Below are 25,329 nucleotides of genomic sequence, written 5' to 3'. Positions count from 1 at the left end.
CGGTTTTCTTGTCTGTTGGTTCCTGTTCGTGGACGTTTGTGGACGGTATATGCGGATCCTGCTCTGTAACGATGATGGTTATTTCGCGCCCGGGATCGAGCATCTGGCTCGCGCGCTGGCTGAACTGGCCGAGGTCACGGTCGTGGCTCCCGAACGCGACCGCAGCGGGGCCAGCAACTCGCTGACCCTCGACCGTCCGCTGTCGCTCAGGCGCGCCGCGAGTGGTTTCTATTACGTCAATGGTACGCCCACCGACTGCGTTCATCTGGCCGTCACCGGCATGTTCGATGAACTGCCCGACATGGTGGTCTCGGGAATCAATATCGGTGCCAACATGGGTGACGACACGATCTATTCCGGGACGGTCGCGGCGGCTACCGAGGGCTTCCTGCTCGGCGTTCCGTCGTTGGCCATTTCGCTGTGCAGCAAGGCGGGCGAACATTTCGAGACGGCAGCGCGGGTGGCTTGCGAGCTGGTCGGTCTGCTGCAGCGCCAGGCCTTGCCTGAGCCGGCGCTGCTCAACGTCAACGTTCCCGATGTGCCCTATGAGCAACTGCGGGGTCAGGTCGTCACCCGGCTGGGCAAGCGCCACAAGGCGGAGCCGGTGGTACGCACGCTGTCGCCGCGCAACGAAACCGTGTACTGGGTCGGCGCTGCCGGTGGCGCGCAGGATGCCGGCGAGGGGACCGATTTTTACGCCGTACAGCAGCATCAGGTTTCGGTGACCCCGCTGCAGGTCGACCTGACTCACTACGCGCAACTGGCGCTGGTGCGCGGCTGGCTGGCGCAATGAGCGGCGCGGTTTCCGGTTTCGGAATGACCTCGCAGCGCACGCGCACGCGCATGATCGAACGACTGCGCGAGAAGGGCATCGTCGACGAAGATGTGCTGGCGGCAATCGCCGCCGTGCCACGGCATGTCTTTGTCGAAGAGGCGCTGGCCTCGCGGGCCTATGAGGATACCGCTTTGCCGCTGGGCTTCGCGCAGACGATTTCGCAGCCGTATGTCGTGGCGCGGATGATCGAAGCGCTGCATGTCGGGCGCGAACTCGGCAAGACGCTGGAGATCGGCGCCGGCTGTGGCTACCAGGCGGCCGTTCTGGCGCAACTGACCGACGAGGTCTACGCGGTCGAGCGGATCGAGCCGCTGCTCGCCAAAGCGAGGCTCAACCTGCGCGCCATCAAAGAGACCAAGGTGCGCCTGAAGCACGCCGACGGTCAACTCGGCCTGCCGGAAGCGGCGCCTTTTGATACCATCATCGTCGCCGCCGCCGCGTTGCGCGTGCCACCGGCGCTTTTGCGGCAACTCGCGCCCGCGGGCAGAATGATCTTGCCGGTCGGCGGCGCAACCCAGTACTTGGCCTTGATCGAACGCCGGGCTGAGGGTTATCTCGAAACGCGTCTCGATGCGGTTCGTTTTGTTCCGCTTCTCTCGGGAGTCGAATGAAGGATCAACGGTTCAAGGGTAAAGGGTTTGTCGCCCTGGCGGCAGCGCTTGTGCTGGCCGGTTGTGCCAGCAAAGCGCCGACGCCGGGGGGCGATGGCGCCCCGCCAGTGCTTGCTTCTCCGGCCATCAAGGACGGCTATATCGTCAAGAAGGGCGACACGCTGTATTCGATTGCCCTTGATCATGGGCTGGATTACAGGGATCTGGTCGCCTGGAACACCATCGAGAATCCGAATCGCATCCTGGTCGGTCAGGCGCTGCGTGTCAGGCCTCCGGGAGCGGTGAGCAGCCCGGACGCGGTGGTGGTGCGGCCGATCACCACCGGGTCAGCGGTCGAGCAGCGTGCGCTCAGTTCTGGCGGTAGCACGAGTAATGGCGGCAGCAGCAGCGGCAGTAGCGGCGGCGTTGGCGACGCTCTGAAGCGCGAACCCAAGGCGGGCAAGGAGCCATACTCCGATCAGGCGCTGGCGCGGGCGCAAGCGCAGGCGAAGGTGGTCGAGCCGGTGGCGGCCGCCGCCGCGACCGCGGCCGCTCCCGTGGTGGTAGCCACGAAGCCGGAGATCAGGCCGGAAGCCAGGCCCGCCACGCGGGCTGAGGCGAGGCCTGAGTATCAGGCCGAGGCCAGGCCCGACGAGACGACGGCGGGAAGCGAAGAAGTGATCTGGATCTGGCCGGCCAATGGCAAGCTGATCGGTACTTTCACGGAGGGCGGCAACAAGGGCGTCGATATCGCCGGCAAGGCCGGCGATGCCGTGCTGGCGGCCAGTGGCGGCAAGGTCGTGTATAGCGGCACCGGCCTGCGCGGCTACGGCAAGCTGGTGATCATCAAGCACAACAACACCTTCCTGACCGCTTACGCGCATAACCAGAACGTCCTGGTGAAGGAAGGTCAGGCAGTGAGCAAGGGGCAGAAGATCGCCGAAATGGGCAGCACCGACGCCGATCAGGTCAAGCTGCACTTCGAGGTCCGGCGTCAGGGCAAGCCGGTCGACCCGCTCAAGCATCTGCCGCAGCGGTGATCATGGCGGAGGAGTTCGATGCCGAGCCTTTCGAGGGCTACCTGCGCGACCTGGAGTATGCGGGGGACGAGCCTCTTGCCGAGCCGGAGCGGGGCGATCTCTCCTCGTCCCCGGAGGCAGAACTGCTCAATGACGTCACCCAGCACTACCTGAACGAGATCGGTGCCAAGCCGCTGTTTTCGCCCGCCGAGGAGGCGGACTGGGCACGGCGGGCACGTGCCGGCGAGTTTCTCGCCCGGCAGAAAATGATCGAGCACAACCTGCGACTCGTCGTGGCAATTGCCAAGTATTACCTCAACCGCGGCATGGCACTGCTCGACCTGATCGAAGAAGGGAATCTCGGCCTCATCCACGCGATCGAGAAGTTCGATCCCGAGCGCGGTTTCCGTTTCTCTACCTACGCCACCTGGTGGATCCGGCAGAGCATAGACCGCGCGGTCATGAATCAGTCACGAACGATCCGCCTGCCGATCCATGTGGTCAAGGATATCAACCTTGTGCTGCGCGCCATACGTCATCTCGAGTACGCCAATGGACGGCACATCTGTCCCGAACAGATCGCTCATCTGATCGACCGGCCAGTCAACGACGTGCTCCGCGTGCTGACGCTCAACGAGCGGACCGCGTCGCTCGACGCCCCGCTGCAGATCGACCCTGGCCAGACGGTGGGTGATTTGATCGCCGACGACAAGCTGGTCGATCCGGATGAACTGTTGCAGTCCTGCGAAGTGAGCAAGCTGTTGACGAGCTGGCTGGAGCAACTCGGCGAAAAGCAGCGGCAGGTCCTCCAGCGTCGTTACGGCCTTGGCGGCATCGAGACGAGCACCCTTGAACAAATCGCCGCCGACCTGAATCTGACCCGCGAACGCGTTCGCCAGATCCAGGCGGAAGCGATCGATCGGCTGCGCCGCATCATCCGGCGCGGCGGGGTGACCAGCGACCAACTGCTCTAGTCTGTGGGTCGGGTTGGCGTGACCCGATATTTCTGCGTGTTTGACCGACTACAGCTCGCCCTAGCGTTCGCCAGCCAGCCGGTCTCGGGTTTCCCGCAGCGCTTCAGCGAGCTGAAAAACGGACATTGCATAAAAGCTCGATCGGTTGTAGCGCGTAATGACGTAGAAATTGTCGAAGCCGAGCCAGTACTCGGTGGCGGCTCCTGGACTGACGAGGTCGATCAGCGCCGCCGGTCGGTCGACATCGCTCGCTGCGATGACGCCAGTGGCGACCACCCGTTGGTCGGCCATCTCCTGCACCGTCAGCCGGGGTTTGATACCCTCGGCGAGCAGCGCGCCGGGGTCGCCGTTGACCGTGGCCGCTACGGCGACCGGGGCGCCTTTCTGCCATCCATGTTGTTCCAGGAAACGACCGACACTGCCGATGGCGTCGGCGGAGCTCGCGCGCAGGTCGATACGGTCATCACCGTCGAAGTCGACGGCAAAGCGACGCTGGCTGCTCGGCATGAACTGCGGAATGCCGATGGCGCCTGCGTAGGAGCCCTTGATATCCAGCGGGTTGACGCCGTTTTCGCGCGCCAGCAGCAGAAATTGTTCCAGTTCGCCGCGGAAGAACTCGGCCCGTGGCGGGTAATTGAAGGCCAGCGAAGCGAGCGCTTCGAGAACGCCGAAGCTGCCCATGTTCTGACCGTACTCGGTCTCGACGCCGATGATCGCGACGATGATTTCGGGCGGTACGCCGTAGATCGCCTCGGCTCGCTTCAAGGTAGCTCCATGGTGTTGCCAGAAGCGCTGGCCGCCGTCGATGCGACGACTGTTTACGAAGCGCTCCCGGTAGCGCTGCCATGAGCGCTGCTTTTCGGGAACGGCCGGCGGGCGTATGGCGCGCAGCACGGTGGCGTTCGGCCGGATGGCGGCGAACTGACGTGTCAGGTGGGCGACATCGAAGCCGTACCGTTCGTGCATGTCGCTGATGAAGGCCCTGACCTCCGGATCCTGGCTGAATCCTGGTCCCGGCTCGCAGCGGCCGGACAGGGGCAGCAGGCAGCCGAGCAGCACAAGACCCAGCGTGGCGCGTCGTTTTCCGTTCAAGCTATCTCCTTCGGGGTGGCAGTTGGCGTACGCATTGCTTCAACCGGCGCAGGGCTTGTTCGCCGCCGCCGCGGCCGTAGTGCAGATCGGCGTAGAGGCTGGCGGCCTGGCGGGTGAGTTCGGCAAGATCGGGTCTTTCGCGCGCCACTCGTCTGGAGAAATCGAGGGGTCCTTCCCATTCGGCGCGTTTGATTCCCCGTTGCCCGATCTGTGCGCAGTATTCTTGCCACACCCGCTGCACCGGGTCGGCGGCTCGCCGTCGTCGGAGGGTCCAGAGGGTGATCGCCAACAGTACCGCAGCGCACAGGATGGCCAGCGAAGCGGTCATGTTTTGCCAGTCGGAGTTGGCCAGGCCGAGCCGCGACAGGACTTCACGCTGACGCTGTGGATTATAACCGAGCACCCACTGATTCCAGGTGTTGTTGGCCGCCTCCCAGCGGTTGCGAAGCTGCAGCAGCCAGTCGGCGTCTAGCCTGACGACGATCGGCAAAGGCTCGTCCTCGGGCAGTGCGGCGGCGATGCCTTGCTCGATCCGCGACGGGGCCACAGCGGCTGTCGGGTCGACGCGAAGCCAACCCTGTCCGGCGAGCCAGACCTCGGCCCAGGCGTGCGCATCGGATTGGCGCACGGTGAGATAACCATCGACTGGATTGACCTCGCCGCCCTGGTAACCGGCGACCACGCGCGCCGGAACGTCTGCTGCACGCATCAGAAAAACGAAGGCCGAGGCATAGTGTTCGCAGAAACCGCGGCGAGTCGTGAACAGGAATTCGTCCATCGCGTCGGCACCGAGCAGGGGAGGGCGCAGCGTGTAGTAGAAACGTTCCTGGCGAAACATCGCCAGGGCCGCTGCCACGATCTTCTCTGCCGGGAGATGCCGCCACTCGCCGGCGAGCGCGCGGCTGCGCGGGTTGATCTGCGGCGGCAGGGCCAGCGCCCCTTGCAGCGTGGCCGGTGCTTCAATGATGTTGGCGCGAAAGTCCACCGCCGAGACGAACGAAAACCGCCCGCGGACGCGTAGCGGCTCGCGCGACAGGGCTTCGAGGGTCGGCGCCAGGGTGCTCTCCGGGGGCAGCTTGGTCGGCACGTCGAGGGCCAGTAACCAGCGCTGGTCGTGGGCTTCGATGATGCTGGTGTAGGCATACGAGCGGCCGCTGGCCTCGATCACCGGGGCTCGCCGCGGCAGGCTGGCTGGCGCCGCAGGCGCGCGCCAGGTCAGTCCGTCGTAGTGATCGAAGACCGGGCCGCGCCAGTAGAGATCGGACTTTTCCGGCAGCTCGCCGGCGAAACGGATGCGCATGGCAATCGCGCCGGACTGGATCAGGCTGCTGATCGACCCCGGCGACATCTGCTCGGACAAGCCGCTGCGGGCGCCATAGGCATCCTGCGGCAGGCCCCACAGCGGCCCGGCGACGCGCGGGAAAAGGAGATAGAGAATGAGCATGAAAGGCAGCGCCTGGAGTAGCAGGCGCCCGGCCTGGCGGCCGATGGTCGCGACGGGTTGCTGGCCACCGTGCAGCCGGATGAGCGTGCCGGTGAGCAGGGCGATGGCGGCCAGCAGCCACAGTCCGGTGGGGATGCTCTGCGAGTAGAAGTAATGGGTCAGCAGCAGGAAATAGCCGAGCATGATGACCACCATCGCGTCACGCCGGCTGTTCATTTCCAGCGGCTTGAGGGCCATGAAAACGACCAGCAGGGCAACGCCGACTTCCTTGCCGATCAGGGCCTGGAATTGCCACCCGATTCCCGCGATGCTGCCGGCCACCAGCAAGGCCAGCGACCAGCGCGAGGGTAGCCGGCGATGCTGCTGCCATAGCCAGGCGCGCCACAGCAGGGCGCTGACGACGAGCAATGACAGCCACGGCGGCAGATGGCCGGCGTGCGGACCGGCGGTGGCCAGGGCGACGGCCAGCAGCCAGGGCACTGCCCCGTGTTCGAGCGCGACGACGGGCCTGCTGCTCATGGATCGTTGTCGCGGTACAGGGCGAGAACGTGCAGGCAGTCTGCCCGATGTTTCGGGCCCTGCGCGGGCGCCAGGCGGCGTCCGGGCAGACTGAGGCCGTAGCGCACCTGGAGCTCCTCGGCAGCGACGATCCAGCCGGCGAGAATCGACAGCCGATCTTCGAGGCCGCGGTCGGCGGGGGTCAGCGACCAGTCCAGCCACAATTCTTCCGCGGCGCCGCCGGCGAACTGTTTGACCAGTAACGGTTGCTCGTCGGATCTGCGCGCCACCGCTTTCCAGGCGACGTGCCGGGTCGGGTCGCTGGCCTGGCGTGGCCGCAAACCCGCGAAGTCTTCCTGGCCGCCGTCACCGTGCCGATTGTCGGCGTGTCGTGCCGATGACAGTGGCGGCAGCGGCGTGCGCATCGGTCGGGGATAGACGACGCACGAAAACACCGGCTGCGGATAGCTCCAGGCGCGAAAGAGCCCGAGAGGGTAGCGGCTGGCCAGCGTCACCCGACCGGGGTCCAGGCGGCCCCGCCGTTGAGCGGCGCAGGGAACGGCGACCACCGCCTGACCTTCGGCAGGAACGTCAACGGTGACCGCTGGCTGGTGCTCGAAAGAGAATTCGAGCGCGCGACGTCCCTGGCGGCGGGCGTTTTCGATCTGCAGAGGGAAGCGTGCCAGATCGCCGGCGAAAACAGCTTCCGGGCGACCCGGATGCAGACGCAGGCCGAAGAGGTTGTGGAAAGTCTCCACCATGGCCACGAGGCCCAGCCCGGCAAGCAGAAAAACGAGCGCATGACCCAGGCTCAGGTTGTAGTTGATGGCGCCGATCAGCATGACGGCGAGGACGCTTGCATAGAGCACACCGCCGCGCGTCGGCAGGATGAAAATGCGGCGCTGGGTGAGGACGATCGGCAAGTCCTCGTCAGGTCCCAGGCGGAACAGCCAGCGCTGGACGGCGGCCAGCGTACGCATCAGGCCAGACCCACGGAGCGAATCAGCGCCCTTATGTCCTCCGCGTCGGCGTGGTTGCCGCTGACCAGATGCAGCCGGTGGCGGGCGACGGCGGGCAGTACGGCCTGCACGTCTTCCGGGAGCACCATCTTGCGGCCGGCCGTGAACGCCCAGGCGCGCGCCGCGGCGAGTAGCGACAGGGCCGCCCGTGGACTCAGGCCATGGATAAAGCGCGGCTCATGGCGGGTGGCTTCGACCAGCCGCTGCAGGTAATCAAGCAATGCCGGTGAGGCGTGGATGGCTGCCGCCTGCTGCTGGAAGGGCGCGAAGTCCTGCGCGCCAAGGCGGGCAGCCAGCGCCGGCAATTGCTGGCGTCGGCCGCCGCTTTCGAGCAGCAAGCGCTCGGCGTCGTGGTCCGGGTAACCGAGTTCTATGCGCAGCAGGAAGCGATCGAGTTGTGATTCAGGTAATGGAAAGGTACCGATCTGGCTGGAAGGGTTCTGCGTGGCGATGACGAAAAACGGCTCAGGGAGTGGCCGCGTTTCCCCCTCGGTAGTCACCTGGCCCTCTTCCATGGCTTCGAGCAGCGCGCTCTGCGTCTTCGGCGTGGCACGGTTTATTTCGTCAGCCAGCAGCACCTGGCAGAACACCGGACCGGGGAGAAACCTGAAATTGCCGTGCTCGCGGTCGAAGATCGAGACGCCCAGAATGTCTGCCGGCAGCATGTCGCTGGTGAACTGGATGCGCGAAAACTGCAGGCCAAGCAGCCGCGCCATGGTGTGCGCCAGAGTCGTCTTGCCGACTCCCGGCAGGTCCTCAATCAACAGATGCCCCCTGGCCAGAAGACAACAGAGGGCCAGTCGGGTCTGCGCGCTCTTGCCAAGGATGACCGCATCGGCGGCGGCCAGAACTTCAGTGAGCGGCGATTGTCTGCTGGAGGTGGGCATGGCTTGTCGTCGTGGGGCAATTGGGACGATAATAAACGATTAGCGAACAACTCGATCCTTCACAGATTTTGCTGCCCATGGCGGCCTCGATCTGCAGCAGAAAGGCAACAGTGACCAGCACTGCATTCATCACCCACCGCGAATGTCAACTGCATGACATGGGTTCCTACCATCCCGAGGCACCGGATCGGCTGACCGCAATCAGCGACCACATGATTGCCCAAGGGCTGGATTCGTATTTCGCTTATCATGAGGCGCCCCTGGCGACCTTGCAGCAACTCGGGCGCGTGCATGCGGCGACGCACATCGCGCATGTCAAGCGTGCTTCGCCCGAGTTGGGCATCGTTCACCTCGACCCGGACACGGCGATGAATCGGCACACCTTGCAGGCGGCACTGCGGGCGGCGGGGGCCGGCGTGCTGGCCGTCGACCTGGTGATGACCAAGGAGGTTCAGAACGCCTTCTGCGCGGTCCGTCCGCCGGGTCACCATGCAGAGCGCAATGCGGCGATGGGCTTCTGTTTTTTCAACAACATTGCCGTCGCAGCGGCGCATGCGCTGGCGGCGCACAAGCTCTCGCGGGTAGCGGTGATCGATTTCGACGTGCACCACGGCAATGGCACCGAGGACTGCTTCAAGGGCAACGAACACGTATTGATGGTCAGTACCTTCCAGCATCCCTTTTACCCCTATAGCGGTACCGAACATCCGGCGGCCAACATGCTCAACGTGCCACTCGGCAGGGGGGCCGACGGGGAGGAGTTCCGGCGCGTGGTGAGCGACCTCTGGATGCCGCGTCTGCGTGCGTTCCAGCCGGAAATGCTGTTCATTTCGGCCGGTTTCGACGCCCACTACGAAGACGAGATGGGCGGCCTGAAACTGCTCGAAAAGGATTACGCCTGGGTGACCGAACAAGTGAAGCAAGTGGCCGACGAGAGCGCTCAGGGGCGAATCGTGTCGATGCTCGAGGGCGGTTACTCGCTGTCGGCGCTGGCGCGCAGCGTGACCGCCCATCTCCGGGCACTGGCTGATATCTGAAGACGATCGAGGCCGCGACAGGGCAGGCCTCGGGCGCTCGGTGGGTGGCTTTTTTCATGGCCAAGACGCCGGCCTTCGGTTAGAATCCAGTCCTTGACTTGCCACGGCAAAACCCTTTCGGTTAACTCTCGGGCGCTCACCCAATGACCACGATTACAGGATCGATCGTCGCGATCGTCACCCCGATGAACGCCGACGGTAGCCTCGACTTGCCCGCCCTGCGCCGCCTGGTCGACTTCCATGTGCATGAACTGACTGATGCCATCGTCATTGTCGGAACGACAGGCGAATCGCCGACAGTCAACGTCGAGGAACACTGCGAGCTGATTCGGGTCGCGGTCGAGCAGGCGGCCGGTCGCCTCCCGATCATTGCCGGCACGGGAGGCAATTCAACCGCTGAGGCCATCGAACTGACTCGCTTCGCCCGGCAGGCGGGCGCCAGCGCCGCGCTGTCGGTAGTGCCGTATTACAACAAGCCGACGCAGGAAGGGCTCTATCGCCACTTCACGGCGATTGCCGAAGCCGTCGATATCCCGCTGATCCTCTACAACGTGCCGGGCCGGACGGTCGCCGACATGAGCAATGCCACCGCGCTCCGCCTGGCGGCCGTTCCGAACATTGTCGGCATCAAGGATGCTACCGGCAACATGGATCGCGGCATTGAACTGATCTGTCGCGCCCCCGCTGGCTTTGCCGTCTATAGCGGTGACGACGCCAGTGCCTGTGCCTTGATCCTGATGGGTGCGCAGGGAGACATCTCGGTGGTCGCCAATGTCGCGCCGCGCTTGATGCACGACATGTGCGCGGCAGCGCTGGCCGGCGACGCGCTCAAGGCGCGTGAATTGAACTCACGCCTGCTCGGTCTGCATCGTCAGTTGTTCTGCGAGGCGAACCCGATTCCGGTCAAATGGGCCTGCCAGCAACTGGGCCTGATCGAGGATGGGCTGCGCTTGCCGCTGACGCCGCTGTCGCCGGAATGCCACGCCCAGGTCCGTGCTGCCATGGGGCAGGCTGGCGTGCTGGTTTAGTCAGGATGGTCAAGATGAATGCTGTCGGTGCCGGTTTTTCGCGCTTTCGCCCCGCGCTCTTGCTGCTCATCCTGGCAGCCTGCACCGGGACCTTGATCGAGCCCAAGAAAATCGAGTACAAGACAGCGTCCGCCAGCAAGGTGCCGACGCTTGAAGTACCTCCTGATCTGACCTCGCCCGCGCGCGATGACCGTTACGCGGTTCCTGATACTGGCGGCAAGGGTGCGGCGACTTTTTCGGCCTACAACGCCGAGCGTTCACCGCAGGCGAGGGCGCAGCAGCAAAGCGACGTCCTGCCGGAAGTGGATACAGCGCACATCGAACGGGCGGGAAATCAGCGCTGGCTGGTCGTCACCGGGTCGCCAGACAAGTTGTGGGGGCCGGTCAAGGACTTCTGGCAGGAAACCGGTTTTGTCATCAAGCTCGAGTTGCCTGACGCCGGCGTGATGGAGACCGACTGGGCCGAGAACCGTGCCAAGATCGAGCAGGACTTCCTGCGCAACCTGCTCGGCAAGGTGATCGATTCGGTCTACTCAACGGCCGAGCGGGACAAGTTTCGTACCCGCCTCGAACCGGGCACGACGCCGGGGACCACCGATATTTTCATCAGTCACCGGGGGATGTACGAAATCTTCGTCTCCGAAGGAAAGGATCAGACCAAGTGGCAGCCGCGACCGGCCGATCCCGAACTGGAGGCCGAAATGCTGCGTCGTCTGATGGTCCGCCTGGGGAGCGAAGAGAAGCGCGCCACCGCAGCGATCCAGGCGTCACAGGAGAAGCCGGTCGAGCGGGCGAGGCTGTCGCGCGGTGCTGACGGTAGCGGTACCCTCGAGGTCGAGGAATCGTTCGATCGCGCGTGGCGTCGAGTTGGGCTGGCGCTCGACCGGGTCGGGTTCACGGTAGAAGATCGCGATCGCTCCAGAGGCCTGTACTTCGTTCGCTATGTCGACCCGGAAATCGACAACGAGAAGAAGGAAGAAGGCTTCCTGTCCAAGCTGAATATCTTCAAGTCGAGTGCGAGCGGCAAACCGCAAACGCAGTACCGCATCTTCGTCAAGGACGACGGTAGCCGATCGACGGTCCAGGTGCTGACCCTCGAGGGTGGCGTGGACAAGTCCGAGACCTCGAAGAGAATCCTCAATCTGCTCTTCGATCAGTTGAAGTGATGCGCTTCGCATCGCTGGGCAGCGGCAGTCAGGGGAACGCACTGATTGTCGATGCCGGCGAGACGAAGGTGCTGGTCGACTGCGGGTTTTCGACGAGAATGGCCACCGCCAGGCTGGCCAGACTGGGTGCTTCTCCCGCCGACCTGGCAGCCATCGTGGTCACCCACGAACACGGTGATCACGTCGCCGGGGTCTTCGCCTTGGCGCGTCGCCACCAACTCACCGTCTATCTGACGCACGGCACGCATGCCGCCGCGGCGCGAGGAAAGACCGTCTTGCCAGACTGCCGGTTGATCGACGGGCACTCGCCTTTTGCCATCGGCAGTCTCGAAGTGCTGCCCTTCCCGGTGCCGCATGACGCGCGTGAACCTGTGCAGTATGCTTTCAGCGACGGCCAGCACTGCCTGGGCGTACTGACCGACAGCGGCTCGATCACGGCGCACATCGTCCACGTCCTGCGTGCCTGTGACGCACTGGTTCTCGAGTGCAATCACGACCGGGCGCTGCTGGCAGCGTCGCGTTATCCCGCGGCGCTCAAGCAGCGTATCGGCGGTCGCTTTGGCCATCTGGAGAACGAGCAGGCGGCGACGCTTCTGCGCCAGGTCGATACCCGGCGCTTGCAGCATCTGGTCGCCGCCCACCTGAGCCAGGAGAATAACCGCCCGGAACTGGCCGCGCGGGCGCTGGCGTCGGCGCTCGGTTGCGCCGACGACTGGATCGGTATCGCCGATCAGGAAGGGGGATTCGATTGGCGGCAGTTGCGGTGAACCGCCCGCGGCAGCCGACAAAAAAGCCGGCTTGCGCCGGCTTTTCCTGGTTCCGCGAAGAAATTACTTCTTCATTGCGTCCTTGGCAGCGTCGGCAGCGCCCTGGGCGGCAGCGCCAGCAACTTCCTTGGTCTTTTCGGCGGCAGCGTCCATGGCTGGCTTGGCTGCGTCCTTGACGGCGTCGGAAGCGGCTTGACCAGCGGCGGCAGGTGCGCTTGGCGGAACAGCAGCGGCAGGTGCTGCAGCAGGTGCAGCGGCGGCAGGTGCAGCAGCCGGAGCGGCGGCCGGCTTGGCTTCTTCTTTCTTGCCACAGGCGGTAACGGCAAGGGCGATCAGCGCAGCAACTAGGAGGGAGTTCTTCATTTATTCGGTTCCTTATCGACAATGAGATGAGTACAACGAGCGAAAAGATTTTTGGTTGACCGGCTAGCACGTCGATCAACTGGCGATTTTAACACCGATCTCCCTGCTTGATGCTCATAATTGTTGCGGGTGCAGCATGAACCTGCCGGCGCCGGTTCAGCGCATCCCCGGCAACATGCCCTTGATGCCGCGCATCAGTTGCGCCATGCCGCCGCGCGAAAACTGCTTCATCATCTTCTGCGTCTGCTCGAACTGCTTGAGCAGCCGGTTGACTTCCTGGACCTGAACGCCGGCGCCGAGAGCGATACGGCGCTTGCGTGTCGCCTTGAGCAGCTCGGGCCGGGTGCGCTCGGCAGGGGTCATCGAGTTGATGATCCCTTCGATGCGGGCGACCGCCTTCTCCTCACCGCCTGCCGGCAATTGACCCGCAGCCTGCGCAAACTGCTGCGGCAGTTTCTCCATCATCGACGACAAGCCGCCCATCTTGCGCACCTGGCCGACCTGGTCCTTGAAGTCGTTGAGATCGAAGGTCTTGCCCGACTTCATCTTCTTCGCGAACTCGAGTGCCTTTTCCTCGTCGATCCCTTTCCTGGCATCCTCGATGAGCGACAGCACGTCGCCCATGCCGAGGATTCGCGAGGCCATCCGCTCGGGGTGGAACGCTTCGATGCCGGTCAGCTTCTCGCCGATCCCGGCATACTTGATCGGTCGTCCGGTGACGTGACGAACGGAAAGCGCCGCGCCGCCACGCGAGTCACCGTCGAGCTTGGTGAGGATGATGCCCGTCAGCGGCAACACCTCGCTGAACGCTCTGGCAGTATTGATCGCATCCTGGCCCTGCATCGCATCGACGACGAACAGGGTCTCGATCGGCTTGATCGCGGAATGCAGATCCGCGATCTCCTTCATCATCGCCTCGTCGATGGCCAAACGGCCGGCGGTGTCGACCAGTAGCACGTCGTGGTAGTGCCGCTTCGCCCAGTCGACGGCATTGCGGGCGATGTCGACCGGCTTGTCGGTCGCTGTCGAAGGAAAGAAATCGGCTCCCGCCTGTCCAGCGACCGTCTTCAACTGCTCGATGGCCGCGGGCCGGTAGACGTCGCAGGAAACGACGAGCACCTTCTTCTTCTGCGTCTCGCGCAACATCTTGGCCAGCTTGCCCACCGTGGTCGTCTTGCCCGACCCCTGCAGGCCGGCCATCAGGACGATGGCCGGCGGTTGGGTGGCCAGATTCAGCCCGCTGTGCGCCTCCCCCATGAGCCGCGTAAGTTCGCGATGGACGACACCGATCAGCGCCTGGCCGGGGCTCAGCGAGCCGATCACCTCTTCGCCAACTGCCTTCTCCCTGACGGCGGCGATCAGCTCCTTGATCGCCGGCAAGGCCACGTCGGCCTCGAGCAGGGCGAGGCGAACCTCGCGCAAGGCATCGCCGATATTGGCTTCGGTCAGGCGCGCTTCACCGCGCAGCGTTTTCATGACGCGGGCAAGGCGTTGAGTCAGGTTGTCGAGCATTTGGCTTCCGGCTTGGTGTAAACTTCAAGGATGGCAGACATTCTACTGCACCTTCTCCCACACGTCGTTTCGTCGCTGCTCTACGCTGCCTTGGGATTCCATTTCTGGCGCACGCGCTGGTGTGAAACCGACCAGCCGCTGCTGGCCCTGCCGATGCAGACCTGGGAGCGGGCAGCCATCTTGGGCGCGCTGGCGGTGCAAGGCTTCGGTCTCTACGAAGGGCTGTTCGGCGCCGGCGGCATGCGCTTTTCGTTCAGTTTTGCGCTCTCGCTGATGCTCTGGCTGGCAGTTCTGATCTACTGGCTGGAGAGTTTCCGCTCGCGCATGGACGGCCTGCAGCCGATGGTCCTGCCGCTCGCCGCGCTGTGCGCCGCTGCGCCGGCCGTGTTTCCCCATTTGCGCGTCGTGGCCAACGCCGGCGCCTGGGGTTTCCAGCTCCATTTCATGACCGCGATGCTGGCCTACAGCCTGTTCACCCTCTCCGCCCTGCACGCGGTTTTCATGGGTTTTGCCGAGCGCAAACTGCATCAGCGCGCAGTGAGCCGGAGCCTGAGCAGCTTGCCGCCTATCCTGACCATGGAAGCGCTGCTCTTCCGCGTCATTTCCGTTGCCTTCTGCCTGCTGACCATCGCGCTGATCAGCGGTGTCATGTTCTCCGAAGCTCTCTTCGGCACGGCCATGGCCCTCGACCACAAGACCTTGTTTGCCTTTGCGTCCTGGGGAATCTTTGCCGCCCTGCTGGTCGGACGCCGGGTTTACGGGTGGCGGGGCCGGGTCGCACTGCGCTGGACGCTGGCCGGATTCATGGTTCTGCTGCTGGCCTACATCGGTAGCCGATTCGTCGCCGAAGTGCTGCTCGGTCGCCTCTGAAGCCGTGCGCCTGTGCCTGCATCCAGCCGGGTGGTTTGCCGGCAAGATCGGTCTCCGTTTCCGGACGAGCGCTACACTTTACCACCACCCCACTGAGGAGCATGAGCATGGACAAACCAGGTAACCCCGTCGGATGGTTCGAAATCTACGTTTCTGACATGGCGCGGGCCAGGGCTTTCTACACCGCGGTCTTTGAACGCGAGCTGATCTCACTGCCCGAAATCGGTGAAGGCGGCGAAATGTACGCTTTTTCCTGGATCGAGGGCGCCGCGGGCGCTGCCGGGGCGCTGGTCAGGCAGCCGCCGTGCGGACCCGTAAAGGGCGGTACGAGGGTCTATTTCTCCTGCGACGACGTCACCGACGAAGCCAGTCGCGCGGCGCAGGCGGGTGGCCGGATCGTCCAGCCCAAGATGGCCATCGGTCAGTATGGCCATATCGCGCTGATCGAAGATAGCGAAGGCAACATCATTGGGCTGCATTCGATGCAGTAGCGGTCAGCCGGGTCGCCAGCGCCAGCGACCCGGCTGACCTGCAGCGCGTCAGCCCTGTGCGGGGCCGAACAGCGGCTCGCAACGGACCTCGGTCTTGACCGAGTTGGCGATAAAGCACTCCTCGTGCGCCTGGCGGTGCATTTCCGCCACCTCGGCAGCGGTTGGCACGCGATCCCCCGAAAAGGCGACTTCGGGTCTCAGCGTGACGAGGGTCATCGCCAGCTTGCCGGCGCTGTTTTTTGCCATGACGCCGAGCGGGTTGTCGGCGTAGCGATCAACGCAAAACCTGCGCCGGGCAGCGATCGACAGAAACCACAGCAGGTGGCAACTGGCCAGCGAGGCGACAAAAGCCTCTTCTGGATCGACCGCAGCCGGATCGGACATCGGCACCGGCACGACGTGCGGCGACGACGAGGCGGGGATGTCGAGACCACCGTCGAAGCGCAGCAGGTGCTTGCGGCTGTAACGGTTATTGAGAAAATCCTGCTCGCCGCGGAGCCAGAGAATTTGTGCGCCATACTGGGTCATGACTGGTTTTCCTCCAGAGTTCTTTCTACTGGTGGGTGGTAGCATATCCGTTTTCAATTTTCGGGAGCAAACTCATGAACTGGCGCAACAGTACGGACCGCTACGGGTCGCTGTCGATAGGGCTCCACTGGTTGGTGCTGCTGCTGTTCGTCGGCGTTTACGCGTGCATTGAACTGCGCGATTTCTTCCCGAAAGGAAGCGATCCCCGCGAGGCGTTGAAGACTTGGCACTTCATGCTGGGCTTGTCGGTGCTGGTCCTCGGCTTGTTGCGCCTGATGCTACACCTGACGGCTGTGGTCCCTCGCATCGAGCCCAATCCGCCACAGTGGCAGAGGCGGTCCGCCAGGCTGATGCATCTGGCTCTCTATGCGCTCATGATCGGCATGCCGCTCGCCGGATGGTTGCTGCTCAGCGCGGCAGGCAAGCCGATCCCCTTTTTCGGTCTGCAACTGCCGGCGCTCATCGCCGAGAGCAAAAGTGTGGCGAGTCTCATCAAGGAGGTCCATGAGACAGTTGGCACGGTAGGCTACTTTCTCATCGCCTTGCATGCCGCTGCAGCTTTGTTTCACCACTACTTTGTGCGTGACAACACGCTCCGGCGCATGCTTCCGAGCCGGGATTGAGGCGGACTCAGGATTTTGCCGGGGCATTCTCCAACGAGCGAGGTCCTGGCTTGGCACGCATCCCACGCCGCGGACCGGAATGGAAGTCGTCGAAGGTCTTCTTTTGCTCAGGCGTCAGCACGGCATAGAGGTCCTTGAGGGCGACGACATGCTCGGCCATGAGCGGCTGGTGCTCGTTCATACGTTCGAGCATCTTGTCAGCCCGTTCCGGGGTCGTGAGTTTTGCCCAGTCGTCGGGCTTGCCTGATTTCGCTCTGGCCATCGGATGTTCGGAACCCATCAATTTCTTCCAGGCGCTGTCCTGGTCGGGCGTCAGTTTCAGCGCGTCACGGAGCTTCTTGTGCTGCTGCGCCATGCGCTCCACGCGGTGTTCCCAGAAGTCGCCGCCGCGCATCCACGGGCCCCAGTCCTGCGGGCCAGCAACGACTGGCGCGGCAAGCACCCCCCAGACTCGAAATCAGGATCTGTGTAGGGTGCAATAAGCGAAGCGCATTGCACCGCCCGCATCCAGCGCATTGCCCGTTGGTTGTTGCGTCCTGCGCCAGATCAGGAACTGGAGCAGCACTTCACGCTCCGGTGCGCCGACGTCAATGGCCAGTCGATGGTGTTGTCGGCGAATTCCGCCGGCGCGACTTTCACAGTAACGAATACTGCTTATGTGCGTCGGCAGACAGACGGTGGTCGAGTCTCTCGCTAAGCTCAACCATCCGAGCCAAGCTGCGCGCCTCATCTGCAGCGTGGCGATGAGGACCACGGATACGAACGCGACGGCCAACGAAAAGTCCGCCGAGTACTGACCGCAGCACATTTGACACAGAAGAGGTAGTCCCATGAAAACCATACAGAGATTCGCGCTCAATGCAGTTGCAGCAGCCATGCTGCTCGGCCTGGGTGCTTGTTCCGGGATGTCGACGCAGGACAAGAGCACAGCCGTTGGCGCTGGCGTGGGGGCTGTCGGAGGTGCCGTCCTCACCGGCGGCAGCGCGGTTGGCACGGTCGGCGGGGCAGTCGTCGGCGGCGTCATCGGCCACGAGGTCAACAAACCCGGTCACTGATCGCTTTGCCATGCGCCCAGCCCTTGCGTCCGGTGCATCGCAGTCGCGCCGTGATCGTGCAGCAAGAGTCACCGATACCGTTGAGCTCGCTTGCAGGTGAGACGGGGCACCAGGAGATACCCATGAAATCTGGCTACAGCGTCAACGCAGCCGTCGCCATCAGTGTGTTGCTGGTCGCACTCGCCGGCTGCCAGAAGCAGGAAGGCCCGGCAGAAAAAGCCGGCAAGGAAGTCGACAAGGCGGTAGAAAAAGTCGGTCAGCAGGTTGAAAAGGCCGGCAGCAGCATCCAGGACGCGGCAAAGGGCGACAAGAAGTAGCCTCGTCAAACACGGTACGGCGCCGAAATCAGCTACGCCTTCAGGCGATGTCTGACAGTTGGCTGATGTTCCGTCCTCGCAGTAGCGACGGCCCGATCCGCCGCCGCCGATTCATTCCGTCGGAAGCTGATCAAATCCGGGGGGGTTGCTCACCATCACGTGCGTAATCCTGGTAAGCCAATCTGAAGGAGTCACCATGAACTATTCGAACCTGATTGCCGCAACACTGACGACGTTCGCGTTGACAGCTTGCTTTACACTTCCCGCCGGACCCGCCGGGCCGCAAGGCGCTACGGGCGGTACGGGCGCACAAGGGAATACGGGTAACACCGGTTACACGGGCGCGACCGGGGGTACCGGCGCAACTGGTGGTACCGGAGCGACCGGGAGCACCGGCGCCAGCGGAGGTACCGGGGCGACGGGTGACACGGGGGCCACCGGTAGCACAGGTAGCACCGGTGCAAGGGGCAGCACCGGCGCCAAGGGTGCGACAACCGGCGGTACCGTGGTCGTCGTTCCAGCTCGCTAAGCAGACCTGCGGCAAGCCAACGAAGGGATGCCGCAGCGAACCAGCTTCTAACCACCTTTTCCGCCAACAGCAGCAGGGCCATCATTATGAAACGTCTACTATTCGCGGCTGTGCTGGCCGCGGTCACCGGTTCCGCGCTGGCCAGCGACGTGGCTGTATCGGTGAGTATCGGTCAGCCCGGCTTCTATGGCCATCTCGACGTCGGCGGCTATCCGCCGCCCCAACTTATTTACCGGCAACCGGTAATCATCGAGCGCGTACCGGTGGTCAGCCCGCCGATCTACCTGAACGTGCCACCCGCACAGGCCAGGAATTGGCGTCAACACTGCGGCGCGTACAACGCCTGCAACGAGCGGGTCTATTTTGTGCAGAACAGTTGGTACAACCGCGAGTACGTACCGCGTTACCAGGAATATCAGCGTGAGCGCGGTGAGGACTACCGCGACGAGCGCAAGCATGATAATCGTGGGAAGCACGGCAACAAGCACCATGGTGGTGACCACGACCAGGGTCGTGGTCGCTGAGCGACGGGGGGTGACGCTTTCCCCAGGTGAGTCCCCCCGCATTGCTGACCCGTGTGGCCGGATGGGTGCGCTGGCGTACAGACGTGCCGGCCGGCAGGAACGACAATGGCCAGACAACCGGAGGGTCGGGCATTTCGCCGGGCCAGGGCTGGCGAACGATACTTTCGCTCAAACCCGTGGTTGATTCCTGGAGCAGACCATGAGCACACACCTGTCAACGTTCAATACTCAAAACCCTCAACGAACTTGCCGCCTGTCCATGCTGAGCGGGCTTCTGGCTGTGGCCGTCGCCCTGCAAGGCGCTCCGCTTCTGGCGGCGGCGGCGGATGGTGCGGCCAGAACCACCAACACCACCAGCGCGCCGCAGGAAGCGATTTCATGGATGAGCGGCGGCGTCGGCGACGAGGCGCTGGCTGAAATGCAGCAGGCGGCAGCGGCCTACAACGTGCACGTGATGTTCAGCAACCAGACTGGCAACTACCTCGCCGGAATTCCCTTCACCGTCGCCCAGTTGGCTCCGCCCAACGCTCGGGAAATCTACTCCGGCGTCAGCCAAGGCCCGCTGCTTTATCTGAAGTTGCCGCCAGGGTCTTACAAAATCTCGGCCGACATCGACGGGGTGTGGAAGAGCCAGCAAGTCCAGGCCGGCGCATCCGGCAGTACCACCAAGCTGTCGTTTGTTTCGCACGACAAGTGAGTCCTTGATCAGCCTGGCGGCTGTACGCGGCGAGTGCCTACCGTTTTGGCAGCTCGCCGTGACCGAGTAAATGTGACAGTTCGGCCAGGGGCATCGGCCGGGCGAAGAAAAAGCCCTGGCCCTCCTGGCAACCCAGCCGCTGCAGCAAGTCGGCCTGCTCCTGGCGCTCGATGCCTTCGGCCGTGGTTGCCATGTGCATAGCCCGACTGACTGCGACGATGGCTTCAATGACCGCACGTTGGTTCTCACTGGCCGGCAAGTCGACGACGAACGAGCGATCGATCTTGACGCGCTTGATCGGCAGGTCGCGCAGGATGCTCAGCGAGGAATAGCCGGTGCCGAAATCGTCGATGCTGAGGGCCACACCCAGGGCATCGAGACCATCGAGAATGAGCCGGCTTCGTTCGGTCGCCTGCAGCGTGCTTTCCGTAATCTCCAGTTCCAGCGCGGCCGCAGGGAAGCCGGTTTCTTCGAGGACCGCCGCGACGACGGCAACGAAGTCGACACCGAGGAACTGGCGCGCCGACACGTTGACCGCCAGATGAAGCCTCTCTCCCGCTTTGGCCTCGACCACGGCGAGCATCTCGCTGCACGCGCGGTGCAGCACCCAGTGGCCGAGCTGCTCGATGATTCCGCACTCTTCGGCGATGGCGATGAAGCTGTCGGGAAGAACCATGCCACGTTCCGGATGTAGCCAACGAACCAGTGCTTCGACGCCGACGATCCGGCGGTCGGCGAGGTCGACGCGCGGCTGATAATGAACGACCAGACTATCGGTAGCCAGCGCGCGACGCAGGCCCTGTTCGACATCCATTCGCCGGTTGGCGCGCTCCGACATGTCCGGAGCATAGACGTGGTAACGATTGCGTCCCTCGGCCTTGGCGGTGTACATCGCCATGTCGGCAGCGCGCAGCAATTGCTGGCCATCGGCTCCACTGTCCGGAAACATGGCGATGCCCAGGCTGCAGGTGACGGAGAGCGACTCGCCGAAGACAGGGAACGGCACACGCAACTGGTCGACAATCTTCTGCGCCAACTGCGTGACGTAATCGGGGTTGGCGCTGCCGGCGAGGATCACGAATTCGTCGCCGCCGAGGCGCGCGATGGTGTCGCTGGCGCGCAAGACGCCTTGCAGCCGTGCGGCAACGCGGCGCAGCAACTCGTCGCCGAAGGCATGGCCGAGGGTGTCGTTGATCACCTTGAAGCCGTCGAGATCGAGGAACAGCAGCAGACAGCGCTGCTCGTTTCGCCGTGCGTTCTCGATGGCGTTCTGCAGGCGATCGTCAAACAGCAAACGGTTTGGCAAACCGGTCAGGGGATCGTGGTGTGCCAGATGATGAAGTTGCTGGCGCGCCTCGTGGATGCTCGTCACGTCGGAAAAGGTGGTGACCAGATGCGTTGTTTTGCCGTCAGCATCGCGCACGACGCTGACGCTCTGCCAAGCCGGAAATTGCTCGCCACTCTTGCGCTGGCCGCGCACTTCTCCGTGCCAGAAATCCGCTGCATCGGGCTGCAGGCAGGCAGCATCACGTTCGGGATCGGGGCTGACGCGCAGCAGAAAGTTCGGATCGAGGCCGATGACTTCGTCTTCGGCGTAACCGGTGATGCGTGTAAACGCCGTGTTTGCAGCGACCGCCCGCCGCTCGGCGTCGGTGATCACGATGGCGTCGGCAGTGGCGTGAAAAACGACGCTGGACTGGCGGAGTCGCTCGTCGTCCAGGCGCCGTTGCGTTACGTCATGGAGGACGCCGACGACACGGCGGATGGCAGTCACACTGGAGTAGGCCTTGACACGTGCCTCCATATAGCCTACCTGGGAAGGGTGGCCTATGGTCCGAAACTCGACCTGCACGGCCTCACCGCCGACCAGCGTCGAGTCGAGCGCGGCGCGAACATGTTCCCGGTCGGCCGCGTCGACGCGGCCGATGAAGGTATCCCAGGGCTCGTCGAGCGGCAGCAGTCGACTGCCGAACAGCATGCCAAGGCGCAGGTCGCCGCGCAGCCGGTTTTCCTCTGGGTTCCATTCGAGCACGCCGAGCGAGCCGGCATCGAGTGCCAGTTGCAAACGTTCCTCACTTCGCTCGACGACCAACTCGTCTTCGTGCCGGGCCAGTGCCATCTGGATCGTTGCGTGTAACTCACGCCCGTCGCAGGGCTTGACGAGATAACCGAAGGGGCGGCTGTCAAGTGCGCGGCGCAGCGTGTCGTCCTCGGCGTAGGCGGTCAGGAAAACGACCGGTGTCTGGTGCCGGACGCGAATCTCGATGGCCGCCTCGATGCCGTCCATTCGTCCGTCGAGGTGGATGTCCATCAGCACCAGGTCGGGCTTCTCGGCGGCGATCCGGCTGATAGCCTGCTCGCCGCTGGCGACGACCGCGCCGACGTGGTAGCCGAAGCGCTGCAATTGTCGTTTCAGGTCGAAGGCGACGATACGCTCGTCCTCGACCAGCATCAGATTGACGGGTAATCTCGCACTCATGACGCATCCTTCGCGACAAGACGTTTCGGACAGCGCACGCAGAACCACGTCCCGCGTTCCCGCTTGATCGCCAATACGCCGTGCAGTTGCTCGACGAGCAGCGGCACCAGTTGCAGACCCAGTGAGGAGCGCGACGCCAATTCCGTCTCGGCAGGCAGACCGACGCCGTCGTCGGCGATACTCAAGCGAAACAAGTCATCTCCTTCTGGAGCGAGTTCGATCATGATTTCGCCGCAACGTTCCCCCGGGAAAGCATGCTTGAAAGCGTTGGTCACCAGCTCATTGACCAGCAGACCGCAGGGAATGGCCCGGTCGAGGTCGATATGGAGGCCCACGGGTGGTAGTGCCAGGCGCAGTGCGATGCGATCACCGGTGCCGCGATAGGTGGCGCGGATCGAATGCACCAGACGATCCAGATAGTCGCCCAGGTCGAGGCGCGAAAAATCCTTGCGCTCGTAGAGCAACTGGTGCGTCAGCGCCATCGCCTTGACGCGCCCACAGGTCTCGCCCAGGATGGCGCGCAGACGCGGATCGGCGGCGTGGTCAGCCTGCAGGTTGAGCAGACTGGTAATGACCTGAAGGTTGTTCTTGACGCGGTGGTGAACTTCGTTGAGCAGGATCGTTTTTTGCCGCAGTGCTTCTTCGAGTCGCTGCTGGGCGCGCTGGCGCTCGGTGATGTCGATGATCGAGGCGAGCACCATTCTTCCGGCTTCGGTGTCGATCGGATTCAGCCCGATCTCGATCGGGAACTCGCTGCCGTCGGACCGACAGCCGGCGAGGTCTCGCCCGACGCCCATCGGGCGCGGTTTTGGATCGCTGAAGAAGCCGGCACGAAAAAGACTGTGGTGGTGGCGGAAACGCTCGGGGACGAGAATCTCGACCGACTGCCCGATCAGTGCTTCGCGCGGGTAGCCGAACATCTGTTCGCTCTGGGCGTTGACCAGCACCATGATTCCGTAGCGGTCGATCATGACCATCGCGCTCGGCGCCCATTCGACGACGCGACGGAAGGAATCCTCGCCTAGCGGTAGTCCGGCCAGCGCCATTGGCGCCATTGGGCCCCTTGGCGAGGCTGGCGTGTCGGCGGCAGGGGTCGACTCGAGGGTGACGGCTACGGTAGTCATGGCAGACTCCAGCGGTGTACTGGTGAGAGGGGTCGCACAGCCGGGCGCCTCGCCGTGCGGCTACTGGGCGTTGTACACTTTGTTCGTCAGCGCATATACGTCGCCACGCGCTTGCGCTAGGCTGGGCGTCTGCCGGTGACGATTCGCGTCGTTGAGTAGCGTCGGTCGCCTGACGGGGTGCTCGTGGCCGTTGGGCACGTCACCTCATGTTTCACCACCACGCAGGAGAGATGACTATGAATGACCAGAGACATATTGTAAGCGGGATCTATATCAGCCGTGCCGAAGCCGATGCCGTGTGCAGCGAACTGGTCGAGCGCGGACTGAGCCGTGGCCAGTTACACATCATGGAAAACGTCCAGGCTGACGGCAGCCACCGGATGGCGGCGGATGACGAAGCGCTGAAAGACGTGCTGGTCGATGGCGCCGTCGGCGCGGCGGTCGGTAGCGGCCTGGGCGTCCTCGCGGAAGTCGCGCTGGTGGCAGCCAACGTGACCCTTTTCGTCGCCAGTCCGCTGATCGGACCGCTGGCCATGCTCGGCTGGGGGGCCGCTCTCGGCGGAGTGCTCGGTGCTGCCGTTGGCGCAGAAAAGCCGGAAGAAAAGAAGGAAGGGAAGTTTTCGGAGCTGGTGCTTGATGCCATCCGCAGCGGCCACGTCGTGCTGGTCGCCGATACCACGACGGCGGCAGAAGAGACCGTGGTCCGCGACGTCATCGGCAATTCCATCGCGCAGAGCCATTGAGCGACGCACCCATCGCTAACGAACGTGGACCGTTCAGCCAGACCCCGCCTGTCTGCATGTACTTTCGCGCCATCGGCACCGCGACGCCGGTAGCGCGCTACACCAAAGCGGAGTGCCTGGAAGCCTTTCAGCGATCGGATTGGTTCGCCCGGCTGGACGCGCGCGCCCATTTCGTGGCGCGCTCCGTTCTGCAGCGCGACAACGGCATCGAGGCGCGCCGGCTCGCCCTTGACTCGCTCGACGAAGTATTCGCGATCGACCCGAACACGCTCGCGCAGCGCTTTCTCGCCACGGCGCCGGCACTGGCTGCCCAGGCCGCCGAACGTGCGCTCGCCGGGAGTGGCCTGGCGGCGGGGGACATTGGTGCGGTCATCGTGAGCACCTGCACCGGCTACCTCTGCCCGGGGCTGTCGGGGTACGTGGTCGAGCGGCTGGCCTTGCGCGCCGACGTGCTGGCCTTCGATCTGGTCGGCCAGGGCTGCGCGGCGGCGCTGCCGAATCTTCAGTTGGCGCACGCTTTGCTGGCCTCGGACTCGTGTGAGCACGTGCTGTCGATTTGCGTCGAAGTGAGCAGCGCGGCGATGTACCTCGACAACGACCCCGGTGTCCTGATCAGTGCGTGCCTGTTCGGAGACGGCGCCGGGGCCGCCATTCTGTCCCGGCAGCCAAAGCCGGCCGCCCGTTGCATCGAGTGGACTCACAGCACATCGCTGATCGAACCGACCCAACGCCAGGCGCTGAAGTTCGAGAGCCGCGACGGCATGCTGCGCAACATCCTGACACGCGCCGTACCGGCGCTGGCGGCGACCTATGCGCAGCAGGTGCTCGCCACCGTGCTCGGACGCGCCGGCTTGTGCACCGCCGACGTGAGTGCGTGGATCATGCACGCGGGTGGGCGCGATGTGTTGCTCGCGCTTGAACGAGCATTCCAGCTCAAAGCCGAGGACTTGCGCTACAGCGCCGCAATGTTGCGCGAGTATGGAAACCTGTCGAGCGCGTTCGTCTACTTCGTCCTCGAGGCGGCGCTGGCTGACGAAGCGCCGGGTGGCTGGTGGTGGCTCTCGTCGTTTGGCGCTGGCTTCAGTTGCCACGGTGCCTTGCTGCGAGTGAGTTGATGA

The 25,329-nt window shown here is 63.9% G+C and carries 28 protein-coding genes; 18 read left to right on the top strand and 10 right to left on the bottom strand.

Features of this window, described 5'->3' with window-relative positions; translation table 11 throughout:
• The first annotated feature begins 49 nt into the window (after positions 1 to 49).
• The 4 genes from surE to rpoS are packed head-to-tail and all read left to right on the top strand — an operon-like array spanning position 50 to position 3,418.
• Entirely contained in the window at positions 50 to 793 is a 744-nt protein-coding gene (surE, locus tag ACCAA_RS03665) for a 5'/3'-nucleotidase SurE (protein ID WP_186405885.1), read from the top strand.
• Entirely contained in the window at positions 790 to 1,446 is a 657-nt protein-coding gene (locus tag ACCAA_RS03660; protein WP_186405884.1) for a protein-L-isoaspartate(D-aspartate) O-methyltransferase, read from the top strand. The genes surE and ACCAA_RS03660 overlap by 4 nt, the downstream gene beginning before the upstream one ends.
• Positions 1,443 to 2,465 (top strand): peptidoglycan DD-metalloendopeptidase family protein, encoded by a 1,023-nt coding sequence (locus ACCAA_RS03655; RefSeq protein ID WP_186405883.1) that lies wholly within the window; start codon positions 1,443 to 1,445, stop codon positions 2,463 to 2,465. The genes ACCAA_RS03660 and ACCAA_RS03655 overlap by 4 nt, the downstream gene beginning before the upstream one ends.
• Before the next feature lie 2 nt (positions 2,466 to 2,467).
• Positions 2,468 to 3,418 carry an RNA polymerase sigma factor RpoS gene (gene rpoS / locus ACCAA_RS03650; RefSeq protein WP_186405882.1) on the top strand — a complete coding sequence of 317 codons (951 nt, stop codon included), beginning with the start codon at positions 2,468 to 2,470 and terminating at the stop codon, positions 3,416 to 3,418.
• Positions 3,419 to 3,478: 60 nt separating this feature from the next.
• Here the strand turns inward: rpoS and mltB are convergent, their stop codons facing one another.
• The 4 genes from mltB to ACCAA_RS03630 are packed head-to-tail and all read right to left on the bottom strand — an operon-like array spanning position 3,479 to position 8,358.
• Positions 3,479 to 4,510, bottom strand: a complete 1,032-nt coding sequence (gene mltB / locus ACCAA_RS03645; protein WP_186405881.1) for a lytic murein transglycosylase B — start codon at positions 4,508 to 4,510, stop codon at positions 3,479 to 3,481.
• Between the two features lies 1 nt (position 4,511).
• On the bottom strand, positions 4,512 to 6,473 hold the full coding sequence (locus tag ACCAA_RS03640) for a transglutaminase TgpA family protein (protein WP_186405880.1): 1,962 nt from the start codon (positions 6,471 to 6,473) through the stop codon (positions 4,512 to 4,514).
• A complete protein-coding gene (locus tag ACCAA_RS03635) occupies positions 6,470 to 7,432 on the bottom strand; it encodes a DUF58 domain-containing protein (protein ID WP_186405879.1) in 963 nt (320 codons plus the stop codon). The genes ACCAA_RS03640 and ACCAA_RS03635 overlap by 4 nt, the downstream gene beginning before the upstream one ends.
• Positions 7,432 to 8,358, bottom strand: coding sequence for an AAA family ATPase (locus tag ACCAA_RS03630; protein ID WP_186405878.1), 927 nt, complete (start codon positions 8,356 to 8,358; stop codon positions 7,432 to 7,434). Before ACCAA_RS03630 ends, ACCAA_RS03635 begins: the two co-directional genes overlap by 1 nt.
• Before the next feature lie 110 nt (positions 8,359 to 8,468).
• Here ACCAA_RS03630 and ACCAA_RS03625 point away from each other — a divergent pair, with 110 nt between their 5' ends.
• The 4 genes from ACCAA_RS03625 to ACCAA_RS03610 all read left to right on the top strand — a co-directional run bounded on the left by ACCAA_RS03625 (position 8,469) and on the right by ACCAA_RS03610 (position 12,356).
• A complete protein-coding gene (locus ACCAA_RS03625) occupies positions 8,469 to 9,395 on the top strand; it encodes a histone deacetylase family protein (protein ID WP_186405877.1) in 927 nt (308 codons plus the stop codon).
• 143 nt (positions 9,396 to 9,538) lie between these two features.
• Positions 9,539 to 10,423, top strand: a complete 885-nt coding sequence (gene dapA, locus ACCAA_RS03620) for a 4-hydroxy-tetrahydrodipicolinate synthase (protein ID WP_186405876.1) — start codon at positions 9,539 to 9,541, stop codon at positions 10,421 to 10,423.
• Between the two features lie 14 nt (positions 10,424 to 10,437).
• Positions 10,438 to 11,589 carry an outer membrane protein assembly factor BamC gene (gene bamC, locus ACCAA_RS03615; RefSeq protein WP_186405875.1) on the top strand — a complete coding sequence of 384 codons (1,152 nt, stop codon included), beginning with the start codon at positions 10,438 to 10,440 and terminating at the stop codon, positions 11,587 to 11,589.
• Entirely contained in the window at positions 11,589 to 12,356 is a 768-nt protein-coding gene (locus ACCAA_RS03610; RefSeq protein WP_186405987.1) for an MBL fold metallo-hydrolase, read from the top strand. The genes bamC and ACCAA_RS03610 overlap by 1 nt, the downstream gene beginning before the upstream one ends.
• Before the next feature lie 63 nt (positions 12,357 to 12,419).
• Here the strand turns inward: ACCAA_RS03610 and ACCAA_RS03605 are convergent, their stop codons facing one another.
• Both ACCAA_RS03605 and ffh read right to left on the bottom strand, forming a co-directional pair.
• Positions 12,420 to 12,719 (bottom strand): hypothetical protein, encoded by a 300-nt coding sequence (locus ACCAA_RS03605; RefSeq protein ID WP_186405874.1) that lies wholly within the window; start codon positions 12,717 to 12,719, stop codon positions 12,420 to 12,422.
• A 156-nt stretch (positions 12,720 to 12,875) separates the two neighbouring features.
• The gene (gene ffh / locus ACCAA_RS03600; RefSeq protein WP_186405873.1) at positions 12,876 to 14,231 is read right to left on the bottom strand and encodes a signal recognition particle protein; all 1,356 of its coding nucleotides are present in this window, start codon (positions 14,229 to 14,231) and stop codon (positions 12,876 to 12,878) included.
• A 30-nt stretch (positions 14,232 to 14,261) separates the two neighbouring features.
• Between ffh and ACCAA_RS03595 the strand changes: the two genes are divergently transcribed.
• The gene (locus ACCAA_RS03595; protein ID WP_186405872.1) at positions 14,262 to 15,101 is read left to right on the top strand and encodes a cytochrome C assembly family protein; all 840 of its coding nucleotides are present in this window, start codon (positions 14,262 to 14,264) and stop codon (positions 15,099 to 15,101) included.
• A 107-nt stretch (positions 15,102 to 15,208) separates the two neighbouring features.
• On the top strand, positions 15,209 to 15,592 hold the full coding sequence (locus ACCAA_RS03590) for a VOC family protein (RefSeq protein ID WP_186405871.1): 384 nt from the start codon (positions 15,209 to 15,211) through the stop codon (positions 15,590 to 15,592).
• Between the two features lie 48 nt (positions 15,593 to 15,640).
• Here ACCAA_RS03590 and ACCAA_RS03585 read toward each other — a convergent pair whose 3' ends face one another.
• Complete coding sequence (locus ACCAA_RS03585) at positions 15,641 to 16,120, bottom strand: OsmC family protein (protein WP_186405870.1); 480 nt, start codon at positions 16,118 to 16,120, stop codon at positions 15,641 to 15,643.
• A gap of 74 nt (positions 16,121 to 16,194) precedes the next feature.
• On the opposite strand from ACCAA_RS03585, the gene ACCAA_RS03580 reads away from it, so the two are divergent.
• The gene (locus ACCAA_RS03580) at positions 16,195 to 16,743 is read left to right on the top strand and encodes a cytochrome b (protein WP_186405869.1); all 549 of its coding nucleotides are present in this window, start codon (positions 16,195 to 16,197) and stop codon (positions 16,741 to 16,743) included.
• A gap of 7 nt (positions 16,744 to 16,750) precedes the next feature.
• On the opposite strand, the gene ACCAA_RS03575 is transcribed toward ACCAA_RS03580, so the two are convergent.
• A complete protein-coding gene (locus tag ACCAA_RS03575; protein WP_186405868.1) occupies positions 16,751 to 17,185 on the bottom strand; it encodes a Spy/CpxP family protein refolding chaperone in 435 nt (144 codons plus the stop codon).
• A gap of 388 nt (positions 17,186 to 17,573) precedes the next feature.
• Here ACCAA_RS03575 and ACCAA_RS03570 point away from each other — a divergent pair, with 388 nt between their 5' ends.
• From ACCAA_RS03570 to ACCAA_RS03550, 5 genes are all read left to right on the top strand, one after another.
• The gene (locus ACCAA_RS03570) at positions 17,574 to 17,798 is read left to right on the top strand and encodes a glycine zipper 2TM domain-containing protein (RefSeq protein WP_186405867.1); all 225 of its coding nucleotides are present in this window, start codon (positions 17,574 to 17,576) and stop codon (positions 17,796 to 17,798) included.
• 122 nt (positions 17,799 to 17,920) lie between these two features.
• Positions 17,921 to 18,115: a hypothetical protein gene (locus tag ACCAA_RS03565; RefSeq protein WP_186405866.1), complete on the top strand. Its 195-nt coding sequence runs from the start codon at positions 17,921 to 17,923 to the stop codon at positions 18,113 to 18,115.
• Between the two features lie 196 nt (positions 18,116 to 18,311).
• A complete protein-coding gene (locus ACCAA_RS03560; RefSeq protein WP_186405865.1) occupies positions 18,312 to 18,644 on the top strand; it encodes a collagen-like protein in 333 nt (110 codons plus the stop codon).
• An 86-nt stretch (positions 18,645 to 18,730) separates the two neighbouring features.
• Positions 18,731 to 19,168 (top strand): hypothetical protein, encoded by a 438-nt coding sequence (locus ACCAA_RS03555; RefSeq protein ID WP_186405864.1) that lies wholly within the window; start codon positions 18,731 to 18,733, stop codon positions 19,166 to 19,168.
• 199 nt (positions 19,169 to 19,367) lie between these two features.
• Positions 19,368 to 19,865 (top strand): hypothetical protein, encoded by a 498-nt coding sequence (locus ACCAA_RS03550; RefSeq protein ID WP_186405863.1) that lies wholly within the window; start codon positions 19,368 to 19,370, stop codon positions 19,863 to 19,865.
• Positions 19,866 to 19,902: 37 nt separating this feature from the next.
• On the opposite strand, the gene ACCAA_RS03545 is transcribed toward ACCAA_RS03550, so the two are convergent.
• The gene (locus ACCAA_RS03545; protein ID WP_186405862.1) at positions 19,903 to 22,344 is read right to left on the bottom strand and encodes a two-component system response regulator; all 2,442 of its coding nucleotides are present in this window, start codon (positions 22,342 to 22,344) and stop codon (positions 19,903 to 19,905) included.
• A complete protein-coding gene (locus ACCAA_RS03540) occupies positions 22,341 to 23,468 on the bottom strand; it encodes a sensor histidine kinase (RefSeq protein WP_245754412.1) in 1,128 nt (375 codons plus the stop codon). Before ACCAA_RS03540 ends, ACCAA_RS03545 begins: the two co-directional genes overlap by 4 nt.
• 236 nt (positions 23,469 to 23,704) lie before the next feature.
• On the opposite strand from ACCAA_RS03540, the gene ACCAA_RS03535 reads away from it, so the two are divergent.
• Both ACCAA_RS03535 and ACCAA_RS03530 read left to right on the top strand, forming a co-directional pair.
• Entirely contained in the window at positions 23,705 to 24,211 is a 507-nt protein-coding gene (locus ACCAA_RS03535; RefSeq protein ID WP_186405861.1) for a hypothetical protein, read from the top strand.
• A gap of 56 nt (positions 24,212 to 24,267) precedes the next feature.
• Positions 24,268 to 25,326, top strand: a complete 1,059-nt coding sequence (locus tag ACCAA_RS03530) for a 3-oxoacyl-[acyl-carrier-protein] synthase III C-terminal domain-containing protein (RefSeq protein ID WP_186405860.1) — start codon at positions 24,268 to 24,270, stop codon at positions 25,324 to 25,326.
• The last annotated feature ends 3 nt before the right edge of the window (positions 25,327 to 25,329 follow it).

It is taken from the genome of Candidatus Accumulibacter aalborgensis (assembly GCF_900089955.1).
GTDB lineage: Bacteria > Pseudomonadota > Gammaproteobacteria > Burkholderiales > Rhodocyclaceae > Accumulibacter > Accumulibacter aalborgensis.
Note: the sequence above shows the minus strand (reverse complement) of the source record. Positions and strands in the feature narration are given on the sequence as shown.

Excerpts from the sequence above, each read along its gene's own strand:
- ACCAA_RS03545 (WP_186405862.1), bottom strand. The coding sequence starts at position 22,344 with ATGAGTGCGAGATTACCCGTCAATCTGATGCTGGTCGAGGACGAGCGT.
- ACCAA_RS03570 (WP_186405867.1), top strand. The coding sequence starts at position 17,574 with ATGAAAACCATACAGAGATTCGCGCTCAATGCAGTTGCAGCAGCCATG.
- dapA (WP_186405876.1), top strand. The coding sequence starts at position 9,539 with ATGACCACGATTACAGGATCGATCGTCGCGATCGTCACCCCGATGAAC.
- ACCAA_RS03580 (WP_186405869.1), top strand. The coding sequence starts at position 16,195 with ATGAACTGGCGCAACAGTACGGACCGCTACGGGTCGCTGTCGATAGGG.
- ACCAA_RS03635 (WP_186405879.1), bottom strand. The coding sequence starts at position 7,432 with ATGCGTACGCTGGCCGCCGTCCAGCGCTGGCTGTTCCGCCTGGGACCT.
- ACCAA_RS03565 (WP_186405866.1), top strand. The coding sequence starts at position 17,921 with ATGAAATCTGGCTACAGCGTCAACGCAGCCGTCGCCATCAGTGTGTTG.
- ACCAA_RS03555 (WP_186405864.1), top strand. The coding sequence starts at position 18,731 with ATGAAACGTCTACTATTCGCGGCTGTGCTGGCCGCGGTCACCGGTTCC.
- ACCAA_RS03540 (WP_245754412.1), bottom strand. The coding sequence starts at position 23,468 with ATGACTACCGTAGCCGTCACCCTCGAGTCGACCCCTGCCGCCGACACG.
- ACCAA_RS03595 (WP_186405872.1), top strand. The coding sequence starts at position 14,262 with ATGGCAGACATTCTACTGCACCTTCTCCCACACGTCGTTTCGTCGCTG.
- ACCAA_RS03590 (WP_186405871.1), top strand. The coding sequence starts at position 15,209 with ATGGACAAACCAGGTAACCCCGTCGGATGGTTCGAAATCTACGTTTCT.
- ACCAA_RS03640 (WP_186405880.1), bottom strand. The coding sequence starts at position 6,473 with ATGAGCAGCAGGCCCGTCGTCGCGCTCGAACACGGGGCAGTGCCCTGG.
- ACCAA_RS03535 (WP_186405861.1), top strand. The coding sequence starts at position 23,705 with ATGAATGACCAGAGACATATTGTAAGCGGGATCTATATCAGCCGTGCC.
- ACCAA_RS03655 (WP_186405883.1), top strand. The coding sequence starts at position 1,443 with ATGAAGGATCAACGGTTCAAGGGTAAAGGGTTTGTCGCCCTGGCGGCA.
- ACCAA_RS03610 (WP_186405987.1), top strand. The coding sequence starts at position 11,589 with ATGCGCTTCGCATCGCTGGGCAGCGGCAGTCAGGGGAACGCACTGATT.
- ACCAA_RS03550 (WP_186405863.1), top strand. The coding sequence starts at position 19,368 with ATGAGCACACACCTGTCAACGTTCAATACTCAAAACCCTCAACGAACT.
- ACCAA_RS03585 (WP_186405870.1), bottom strand. The coding sequence starts at position 16,120 with ATGACCCAGTATGGCGCACAAATTCTCTGGCTCCGCGGCGAGCAGGAT.
- ACCAA_RS03605 (WP_186405874.1), bottom strand. The coding sequence starts at position 12,719 with ATGAAGAACTCCCTCCTAGTTGCTGCGCTGATCGCCCTTGCCGTTACC.
- bamC (WP_186405875.1), top strand. The coding sequence starts at position 10,438 with ATGAATGCTGTCGGTGCCGGTTTTTCGCGCTTTCGCCCCGCGCTCTTG.
- ACCAA_RS03530 (WP_186405860.1), top strand. The coding sequence starts at position 24,268 with ATGTACTTTCGCGCCATCGGCACCGCGACGCCGGTAGCGCGCTACACC.
- rpoS (WP_186405882.1), top strand. The coding sequence starts at position 2,468 with ATGGCGGAGGAGTTCGATGCCGAGCCTTTCGAGGGCTACCTGCGCGAC.
- ffh (WP_186405873.1), bottom strand. The coding sequence starts at position 14,231 with ATGCTCGACAACCTGACTCAACGCCTTGCCCGCGTCATGAAAACGCTG.
- ACCAA_RS03660 (WP_186405884.1), top strand. The coding sequence starts at position 790 with ATGAGCGGCGCGGTTTCCGGTTTCGGAATGACCTCGCAGCGCACGCGC.
- ACCAA_RS03630 (WP_186405878.1), bottom strand. The coding sequence starts at position 8,358 with ATGCCCACCTCCAGCAGACAATCGCCGCTCACTGAAGTTCTGGCCGCC.
- surE (WP_186405885.1), top strand. The coding sequence starts at position 50 with ATGCGGATCCTGCTCTGTAACGATGATGGTTATTTCGCGCCCGGGATC.
- ACCAA_RS03560 (WP_186405865.1), top strand. The coding sequence starts at position 18,312 with ATGAACTATTCGAACCTGATTGCCGCAACACTGACGACGTTCGCGTTG.